Consider the following 8,300-nt stretch of genomic DNA (forward strand, 5'->3'; position numbering starts at 1 on the left):
ATGCAGGGCCGCGCTAATTTCCGGTCTTACTTCTGGCGCCACAGGCAATGCGGGGAACGGTGGATGAAACGTGCTGAACAGGTAACCTTTGGTGGTGGTGGCGGTTTGGACCGCAAGGCGCAACTGCGAGAGGATCCCGCGACCCTCGCTGCGGCCTGGAGCGCCGCAGACACGCTGGTTTTGATGACCTGGCGTGGCAAGGTCCTCAGCCAGCGTTCTGATCCTGATCGTGGCCCGGATGGGCTGGCCTGGGTCGCCGCCAATCACCCATTGGCAATCGAACATCGCAAGGCGGCGCTTTATCTCGGCCAGGCACCGGATGGGACAGAGCGGTTTGCCTGTGATCTTGGCGCCTGGCAGCCGGATGCATTGGATGAAATGGCTCTCGCCAGCTTTGCCGATCTGAGCGAACAACAGCACCCGGATCTGCCTGCGGGCTGTGTCTTTGCCGAACTGCGTCGCATCATGGCACGGCTCACCCCATTGGAGGCAGAGCTGGCGGCAACTGCCAAGGCCTTGCTCTCCTGGCACCAATCCCACCAATTCTGTGCGCGCTGCGGTGAAAAAAGCCTGGTCAGCCAGGCCGGTTGGCAACGCAAATGCCCCAGCTGCAAGGCGCTACATTTCCCCCGCACTGACCCGGTTGTCATCATGCTGATCACCCATGGCGATGATGTTTTGATGGGGCGCTCACCCGGCTGGCCAGAGGGCATGTATTCGCTCCTCGCGGGGTTTGTGGAACCCGGGGAAACGCTCGAGGCCGCGGTTCGGCGAGAAGTCTTTGAAGAAACCGGCGTTTCCGTGGCCGAAGTGGGGTATCTCTCCAGTCAGCCCTGGCCTTTTCCGATGTCGCTGATGTTTGGCTGCAGCGGTCTAGCCACCAGCCGCGACATCACCATCGACCCCAAGGAGATCGAAGATGCAATCTGGGTAAGTCGTCAGGATATGATGACTGTCTTTGCAGGAGAGCACCCAGTCATCAAACCGGCGAGAAAGGGCGCAATTGCACATTTTCTTCTGGAAAACTGGCTTGCAGACACTTTGGATTAAGGAGATTATTCTAACAACAAACCCAATAAGAAACTCTGAGGGCTGACCACGGGTCAGGCGGCATATCATGGAATTAGCGAGTAAAGAGGACGTAGATGCGCCTCTGGCCGAAGTCTTTGCAGCGATTTCCGACTTTGCCAGCTTTGAACGGTCGGCAATCCGGCGCGGCGTCGAAGTCCAACGCCTGAGCGACGACCCAACCCCACAGGTTGGCATGGCCTGGGATGTGCGGGCGGATTTTCGCGGCAAACCCCGAGAACTGCGCCTGGAGCTCTCCAACTATGAGCCCACAACGCTGATTGCCCTGAACAGCGATAGCAACAGCCTCAGCGGCAAGGGACAGATTGAGCTTCTGGCGCTCTCACCACGGCGCACCCGGTTGTCGGTAAAAGTCAAGCTAGAGGCCAAAACCCTGTCTGGACGTCTGTTGCTGCAATCGCTGAAACTCGCACGCTCCAAAGTCAACAAGCGCTTCAAACATCGGGTGGCAGAGTTTGCCAGCCTAACCGAAGACCGGCTGAACCGAAGCGCCTAAACCATCGCCAGACTCTGGCACTGGCTGCAAACCAGCCCTGAACGCGGCCCTGTGTATACAGGGCGTTGCCCACTGTTGTTTCGCATTTTCACTGCCTGTCAGGGCGATCGCCCTGCACGCATTTCCGCGCTGAAATTCGCGGTTCCGGCCATGTCTGCCACTTCTTGATTGACGACTCATCCCTGTCAGCGATAGCGGTTTAGGGGATGGTTCTTGCGGCGCATAAATCTTGTGTCCAGGATGAAAAGGGAACGCGGTGCGGCCAGGCTAATTCAGCCCTGCCAACTCCGCGACTGCCCCCGCAACTGTAAGCGGCGAGCGCTTCGGGTTAACCACTGGCTCAGGGATGTGATCCTGACCGGGAAGGACCGAAACCGCATCGACCCGCAAGTCAGGAGACCTGCCATCACCAATGAAACTCGAAACTGGACGGGGAGTCCGGGCGGGTGCATGAGGTGATCGGTGGCACAGTTTCCAGCCCCCTCTGCATGCCAATGCCCTAATCCCCGGCCATCGCGCGGAGGGCGCATGATGACACAAACGGACCAGACAACGATCAAAGACACCCACCACTTTTCCCAAAGCATCTGTATGCATCAGGGCAAGGCCTGTCCGGCCCTGGCCCGGATGCTCACGGCGCTGGCGGGGGCGGTGGATAAGGCACGACCAGTGACAACGGAAGAATTTGAACTCTGCGGTGAAAGCCTGCTGGATGGCTGCGCACGGCATTGCCCGGCCCGCTTCATCGCCAGCCATAACCGCATTCGGGTGTTTTGCGACGTTACCGAAACAATCGATACCAAGGCCCTGGACCAGCTTGCGGATACCCTGTTCCAAGCAGACAGTCGGGCCTTTTCTGTCGCAAAACCGGGTCCACGCCCCTGCGCTATGGGGGAAGCTATTCCCAAGCTCCCGCGTCAACAGGCCCGTGCGCAGAGGATGCCCCTTTCCCCCTAGACTGCCTTGCCCTATGCCACTGGTGTTGCTGTCATAGCCCAGCTCATCTGGGCCTCTGTCTCAACGGCGCAGGCGCGCACAGCGCGCAGGCGGCGCAGGGCTCTGCCAGGGTTTTCTCCGGCTTCGATCATCAGACGCAGAACCACCATGCCGGAACGCCCACAGCCGCCCTTGCAATGTACCAAGACCCGGCCACCGCCACGCAGGGCCCGCAGCGCCAGCGCGCTGACCTCGGGCCATTGCCGTAGCATGTCTTTGGTGGGGGCAGAAAAATCCGGCAGTGGCAGATGGATCCAGCGACATCCCATGGCCTGGATATCCTGTCCCAAAGGCGCTGCACCCGCGTCGACATGTTCGACCTCGGTTGTCATCGAGATCACCAGCCCTGGCTGCCAATCATGCAGGTGATCCATATCCCCCCTGTAGTCACCACCACCGCCTGGCAACGGACAAAGTGCCAGAATGCCATCCTCCACGCTCAGGGCGTGCAGTGTGAGCGACTTTACAGCCGGGTCATTGAGGTGATCATCCATGACAGCTTCCCAGTTGGCTTGCTGCGGCAGAGAGCGCAGAGTCACGGTCAGGTCCGGCGGGTTTTTCCAAAGGCATTTTCATATCAAACAATCCGGCATCGCAGGCTCTCCGGAGACACAGGCCCCCTCGAAGCATAGGCCCCCTGAAGGCACAGGCCCTCAGAAAGCACAGGCCCGAGGCCCTGCCCAAAACTCTTAAAAACCGGCACCAGATCGGGCACCGCCCCCAAAGTCTGACCTGCGACGCCCCAGTTGGTCAACAGCGGTGGACGAAGCCCGCCAGCCCGCGTAGCTTGCACGGACGCGATCCCGCCTTCCGAATCCGGCAAGAGACCTATGAACGACAGCACAAGCGACAGCAGCCAGCCTCAGTATCAAGTCCTGGCGCGGAAGTACCGCCCCGAGACATTTGCCGATTTGGTAGGTCAGGACGCCATGGTGAGAACGCTGAAAAATGCGTTTGAAACCAACCGCATCGCCCAGGCCTTTATCATGACCGGCATTCGTGGCACCGGCAAAACAACCACGGCGCGGATCATTGCCAAGGGGATGAACTGCATAGGCCCCGACGGCAACGGTCAACCCACCACCGAACCCTGCGGAGTTTGCGAGCACTGCACCGCCATCATGGAAGGTCGCCATGTTGATGTGATGGAGATGGATGCTGCCAGCCGCACCGGTGTGGGCGATATTCGCGAAATCATCGATTCGGTTCAGTACCGTGCGGCCTCGGCCCGTTACAAGATCTACATCATCGATGAGGTGCATATGCTCTCCACCAGCGCCTTTAACGCGCTGCTGAAAACCCTGGAAGAGCCGCCCGCCCACGTCAAATTCATCTTTGCCACCACCGAGATCCGCAAGGTGCCGGTGACGGTGCTGTCGCGCTGCCAGCGCTATGATCTGCGCCGGATTGAACCCGAGGTGATGATTGCGCTGATGCGCAAGATCGCCAGTGCCGAGGGCGCCGAGATCAATGAGGATGCCCTTGCGCTGATCACCCGCGCTGCCGAAGGCTCGGTACGCGATGCCACCTCGCTGCTGGATCAGGCCATCTCGCACGGTGCTGGCGAAACCACTGCAGATCAGGTGCGCGCCATGCTGGGTCTGGCGGATCGCGGGCGGGTGCTGGATCTGATGGATATGATCCTGCGCGGCGATGCTGCCGGAGCTCTGACCGAGCTGGGCGCCCAATATGCCGAGGGTGCCGACCCCCTGGCGGTGCTGCGCGATTTGGCGGAAATCACTCATTGGGTTTCGGTGGTGAAGATCACACCTGATGCTGCCGAAGATCCCACCGTCAGCCCCGATGAGCGCGCCCGTGGCCAGCAAATGGCCGAAGCCCTGGCGATGCGGGTGCTGACCCGAATGTGGCAGATGCTACTCAAAGCTCTGGAAGAGGTCGCCGCCGCGCCCAACGCCATGATGGCGGCCGAAATGGCAGTGATCCGGCTGACCCATGTCGCGGACCTGCCCAGCCCTGAAGAGCTGATCCGCAAATTGCAGGACACCCCTCCACCCCCACCAAATGGCGGCCCTGGGGGGGGCATGGTGACCTCTGGCTATGGCACCACCTCTGCCTCTCTACAGAACATGGCATCGCCTGCGGCGGGCGGCGGCGCTCCTGACGGAGCGCCCATGGCATCTGGTGGCGCGCCTCACGGCGCGCCGGTTGCGCAGGGTGGGAATGGCACCGCAACAGCGCTGGCCCCCGAAACCGTTCAGGCTCTGGCCCGTTACCCGAGTTTTGAACATGTGGTTGATCTGATCCGCCTCAGACGTGACGGGCTGCTGCTGGAATATGTAAAGACCTATCTGCGCCTAGTATCCTATCAGCCAGGCCGCATCACCATCCAGCCAACTGCCGATGCCCCGAAGGACTTGGCGGCCCGGCTGGGCCAGCAGCTGCAAAACTGGACCCAGGCCCGCTGGATCATCTCGCTGGAGAATGAGGGCGGCGGGGACACCATCACTGAGTTGGAAAACGCTGCCGAAAACGCCCTGCGCGCCAAGGCCAGCGAACATCCACTCGTGCAGGCGGTGATGGAGAGTTTTCCCAAGGCCAAGATCACCCGTATCCGCACCGCACAGGAATTGGCCGCAGAAGTTGAGGCCGAGGCCCTGCCAGAGGTGGAAGATGAATGGGATCCCTTCGAGGAAGATTAATCTGCTCAATTCACGGCATTGGCAAAGTGAGTACCGCGCCATGACACCATAAACCACGGCCCAGCCCTAATTCCAAAACGGAGCTGGGTCGCATTGTTTTTGCCAATCAGGTGTTCAATATCTCGGCTGTAGTCACCACGCTGGCATACCCCATAGCCAGTGGCGCCATAAAGGCCGCATGCACCTGCGGGCCGCTTAGCTCAACTTCGCCAAACACCATCGCCCGCGCGGCACAGGCGTCTTCGGCAACGGTCACCTCAAAGCCAAAATCGCGCGCAGCCCGGGTAGTGGCATCGATGCACATTTGGCTCATGGCGCCACAGATGGTAAGCGCCTCCACCCCTGCCCCTTGCAACAGCTCCAACAGGCCCGTGTCGAGAAAACTATTGGGGCGCGCCTTGGTCAGAACTGGCTCACTTTCACTAGGAGCAACCGCGCTATGAATCTCGGCGCCTCTGCTGCCGGGGCGAAAAAACGGCGCTTCAACCGAGGCGTTCTCATGACGGATATGTACCACCATTTGGCTAGCCTGCCGCGCCGCCGCAAGCAGAGAGGCCGCGTTTACAGCCGCCTCATTCATCTGGTGCAACTCCCAATCACCGCCCGGAAAGTAGTCGTTCTGAATGTCCACCAGCAACAATGCAGTCTTGCTCATTATGAGCCTCCTTTTGATTTCACTGATACCAAAATGCCGAGCCTTGACGATAAGGGCTATTGGCCTGTACGACATTATTTATGCAGAAGCAGCCAACCCTCACTCTTGCGCTTGTCGACTATCCTGGCGTGCAGAAATCTGCACTTTGGGGGCTGGCGGATCTGTTTTCCCTGATCCCTCGTCTGGAGCCAGAGCTCTCAGAACCACAAATCGATCTGGTCACTGCCCCAGAACTGCCCTCCGCCCCATATACCGCCTTTGTTTTCCCGCCCTCGCTGGAGCAGACGCGCGGCACCGAAAAAGATCCACTTGCCCTTTGGGCCAAGGCGCAGCACAGCGCCGGGGCGCTGGCCTGTTCCGTTTGTGCAGGCGCCTTTTGGCTGGCAGCGGCGGGCCTGTTGCAAGGACGCCCTGCCACCACCCACTGGGCCCTGGAGCAGGAGTTTCAGAGGCGGTTTCCACAGGTCGATCTCAAGGCCGAAGAGATCCTGATTGATGACCACGATGTCATCACCGCAGGTGGACTGATGGCCTGGCTGGATCTGGGCCTGCATTTGACTGGGCTTTGGTACGGGCCCAGCATGGTATCAAAACTTTCACGACACCTGTTGGTCGACCCGGCAGGCCGCGCCCAACGGCACTATTCCAGCTTTCGTCCCAACCGCGCCCATGGTGATGCCGCAATTCTGAGAGCGCAGCGCCATATGGACCTGCACGTCGCCTCACCGCTGGTCAGCGCCGATCTTGCACAGGTCGCCGGGATGAGTCTGCGCAGCTTTACGCGTCACTTTGATCGCGCAACCGGCTATACCCCGGCGGCTTACCTGCAAAGCCTACGTATCGAAAAAGCCCGCAATCGGCTGGAGCAAAGCAACGCCTCGGTCGCCGAGATTGCATGGGCCACTGGTTATACCGATCTGCCTGCTTTCTCCCGCGCCTTCAAATCCATCACCGGCCTCACCCCGGCGGCCTATCGCGACCGGTTTCGCATCTCTGCTCAGCGCTACAAAGCCTAGGGATGGTGCTGCCTCTTGTGCGCAGAGGGCAGGCTTCGTATTTAGGGGCCAACAGAGTTTTTAGGAGAAGACAGATGCTCAAAGGCCTCGGTGGTCTTGGCGACATGGCCAAGATGATGAAATCGGCACAGGAACTGCAGACAAAAATGGCAGAAATGCAGGAAGAGCTGCACAATGTCATGGTGGTGGGCGAAGCCGGTGCCGGCCTGGTCAAGGCCACAGCGTCGGCCAAGGGTGAACTGAAAGAGCTCGACATTGATCCGTCGATCTTTTCCGGTGACGACAAGGAAGTTGTCGAGGATCTGATCCTGGCCGCGATCAAGGATGCCCAGTCCAAAGCCGCCGTGAAGGCGCAGGAAGAAATGGCCAACCTCACCGAGAGCATGGGCCTGCCCAAGGATATCAAGCTGCCGTTCTAAAGGCGACAAACCGGTGATGGCCCGTCAAAGTCAGCACCTGGGACGAACCCATTCTCACGCAAAGGACCAGATCAGCCCCCTTCCGAAGCTATCGGTTGGGGGCTGGCGTTTTTTCTGCCGCCGGGCGGCATTCGAATTTCAAAGCAAAACACCCAAAGGATGGGCCCAACGTGGTGTTTGTCCTCTTGCAGCGAAGGTCGGCTTAGAGCCCTACCTCCCAACTTGCTGCGATGAAGCGAATGTCAACTTCCAAGGCGGCGGCCTAGACGCCCTCACGCGTGGTTGCGAAGACTTGCAGCAAAAGATGCGAGTATGATCCTCGACACAAGCTCGTTGTTCGGCATAGTTTTTTCTGAGCAATGAAGCGAGATCGCGACTTCTGGTAAAGGCGGCAAGCCGATCTGCCCATCAACAATCTTCAAAGATGCTGGGATACAGGACGCTTCCATGACGCCCAAGGTTGAGCCGTCGAGAAGTGCGCGTTCGATCAACCCGATGCTGCGAGTAGAGTAGGCGACTCGCCATGTTCTCTCTGTCTGTTTGAGCGCGTCCATTGCAACCACTCGGCTTGCGCACTCGTGCGGCCACAGGGCCAGGGACAGACTGGTCTCAGGATCGTCTGTATAGCCGGGTGCGGCCACCCAGTGGAGCGGTTCGTAGCAGATGATCTGCCCGGACACGGAGCCAGCCGTGTGAACCCCAATCGCGATATCAAGGTCGCCACCATCAAGTGCCCTAAGCAAATCCGGCGTGTTCTCACAAACAACCTCGATCCGAAGCCGTGGATGCTGCGCGCTGATGATCGACAATATTTTGGGCAGCACGAGAGTTGCGTAGTCGTCTGGCGCACCGATGCGAACGCGACCCTCAGCCTCGGGATGCCGAAACTGGGAAAGCGCAGCATCCACGGCTTCGGATCGAGGTTGTTTGTGAGAACACGCCGGATTTGCTTAGGGCACTTGATGGTGG

9 protein-coding genes and 1 riboswitch are annotated in these 8,300 nt (G+C 59.6%); of the genes, 6 read left to right on the forward strand and 3 right to left on the reverse strand.

Going from position 1 to position 8,300, the window contains the following annotated elements; all coding sequences use genetic code 11:
* Positions 1 to 63 precede the first annotated feature (63 nt).
* The 3 genes from nudC to ED661_RS04155 all read left to right on the forward strand — a co-directional run bounded on the left by nudC (position 64) and on the right by ED661_RS04155 (position 2,542).
* A complete protein-coding gene (gene nudC, locus ED661_RS04145) occupies positions 64 to 1,050 on the forward strand; it encodes an NAD(+) diphosphatase (protein WP_122072677.1) in 987 nt (328 codons plus the stop codon).
* A 67-nt stretch (positions 1,051 to 1,117) separates the two neighbouring features.
* A complete protein-coding gene (locus ED661_RS04150) occupies positions 1,118 to 1,585 on the forward strand; it encodes an SRPBCC family protein (RefSeq protein WP_122072678.1) in 468 nt (155 codons plus the stop codon).
* A 190-nt stretch (positions 1,586 to 1,775) separates the two neighbouring features.
* A riboswitch (cobalamin riboswitch) is annotated at positions 1,776 to 2,008 on the forward strand.
* 105 nt (positions 2,009 to 2,113) lie between these two features.
* A complete protein-coding gene (locus tag ED661_RS04155) occupies positions 2,114 to 2,542 on the forward strand; it encodes a hypothetical protein (protein WP_122072679.1) in 429 nt (142 codons plus the stop codon).
* Positions 2,543 to 2,553: 11 nt separating this feature from the next.
* On the opposite strand, the gene ED661_RS04160 is transcribed toward ED661_RS04155, so the two are convergent.
* On the reverse strand, positions 2,554 to 3,075 hold the full coding sequence (locus ED661_RS04160; RefSeq protein ID WP_122072703.1) for a protein-tyrosine phosphatase family protein: 522 nt from the start codon (positions 3,073 to 3,075) through the stop codon (positions 2,554 to 2,556).
* A 336-nt stretch (positions 3,076 to 3,411) separates the two neighbouring features.
* Between ED661_RS04160 and ED661_RS04165 the strand changes: the two genes are divergently transcribed.
* Entirely contained in the window at positions 3,412 to 5,241 is a 1,830-nt protein-coding gene (locus tag ED661_RS04165) for a DNA polymerase III subunit gamma/tau (RefSeq protein WP_122072680.1), read from the forward strand.
* A gap of 106 nt (positions 5,242 to 5,347) precedes the next feature.
* On the opposite strand, the gene ED661_RS04170 is transcribed toward ED661_RS04165, so the two are convergent.
* Positions 5,348 to 5,896 carry a cysteine hydrolase family protein gene (locus tag ED661_RS04170; protein WP_122072681.1) on the reverse strand — a complete coding sequence of 183 codons (549 nt, stop codon included), beginning with the start codon at positions 5,894 to 5,896 and terminating at the stop codon, positions 5,348 to 5,350.
* A gap of 80 nt (positions 5,897 to 5,976) precedes the next feature.
* On the opposite strand from ED661_RS04170, the gene ED661_RS04175 reads away from it, so the two are divergent.
* Together ED661_RS04175 and ED661_RS04180 are read left to right on the forward strand one after the other, a co-directional pair.
* Positions 5,977 to 6,912 carry a GlxA family transcriptional regulator gene (locus tag ED661_RS04175; protein ID WP_122072682.1) on the forward strand — a complete coding sequence of 312 codons (936 nt, stop codon included), beginning with the start codon at positions 5,977 to 5,979 and terminating at the stop codon, positions 6,910 to 6,912.
* Between the two features lie 74 nt (positions 6,913 to 6,986).
* On the forward strand, positions 6,987 to 7,331 hold the full coding sequence (locus ED661_RS04180; RefSeq protein WP_009809886.1) for a YbaB/EbfC family nucleoid-associated protein: 345 nt from the start codon (positions 6,987 to 6,989) through the stop codon (positions 7,329 to 7,331).
* 272 nt (positions 7,332 to 7,603) lie between these two features.
* Here the strand turns inward: ED661_RS04180 and ED661_RS04185 are convergent, their stop codons facing one another.
* On the reverse strand, positions 7,604 to 8,239 hold the full coding sequence (locus tag ED661_RS04185; RefSeq protein WP_122072683.1) for a LysR substrate-binding domain-containing protein: 636 nt from the start codon (positions 8,237 to 8,239) through the stop codon (positions 7,604 to 7,606).
* Positions 8,240 to 8,300: the final 61 nt, after the last annotated feature.

Source organism: Pseudophaeobacter sp. EL27 (assembly GCF_900313025.1).
Lineage (GTDB): Bacteria > Pseudomonadota > Alphaproteobacteria > Rhodobacterales > Rhodobacteraceae > Pseudophaeobacter.

Excerpts from the sequence above, each read along its gene's own strand:
- ED661_RS04160 (WP_122072703.1), bottom strand. The coding sequence starts at position 3,075 with ATGGATGATCACCTCAATGACCCGGCTGTAAAGTCGCTCACACTGCAC.
- ED661_RS04150 (WP_122072678.1), top strand. The coding sequence starts at position 1,118 with ATGGAATTAGCGAGTAAAGAGGACGTAGATGCGCCTCTGGCCGAAGTC.
- ED661_RS04155 (WP_122072679.1), top strand. The coding sequence starts at position 2,114 with ATGATGACACAAACGGACCAGACAACGATCAAAGACACCCACCACTTT.
- ED661_RS04180 (WP_009809886.1), top strand. The coding sequence starts at position 6,987 with ATGCTCAAAGGCCTCGGTGGTCTTGGCGACATGGCCAAGATGATGAAA.
- ED661_RS04175 (WP_122072682.1), top strand. The coding sequence starts at position 5,977 with ATGCAGAAGCAGCCAACCCTCACTCTTGCGCTTGTCGACTATCCTGGC.
- nudC (WP_122072677.1), top strand. The coding sequence starts at position 64 with ATGAAACGTGCTGAACAGGTAACCTTTGGTGGTGGTGGCGGTTTGGAC.
- ED661_RS04170 (WP_122072681.1), bottom strand. The coding sequence starts at position 5,896 with ATGAGCAAGACTGCATTGTTGCTGGTGGACATTCAGAACGACTACTTT.
- ED661_RS04165 (WP_122072680.1), top strand. The coding sequence starts at position 3,412 with ATGAACGACAGCACAAGCGACAGCAGCCAGCCTCAGTATCAAGTCCTG.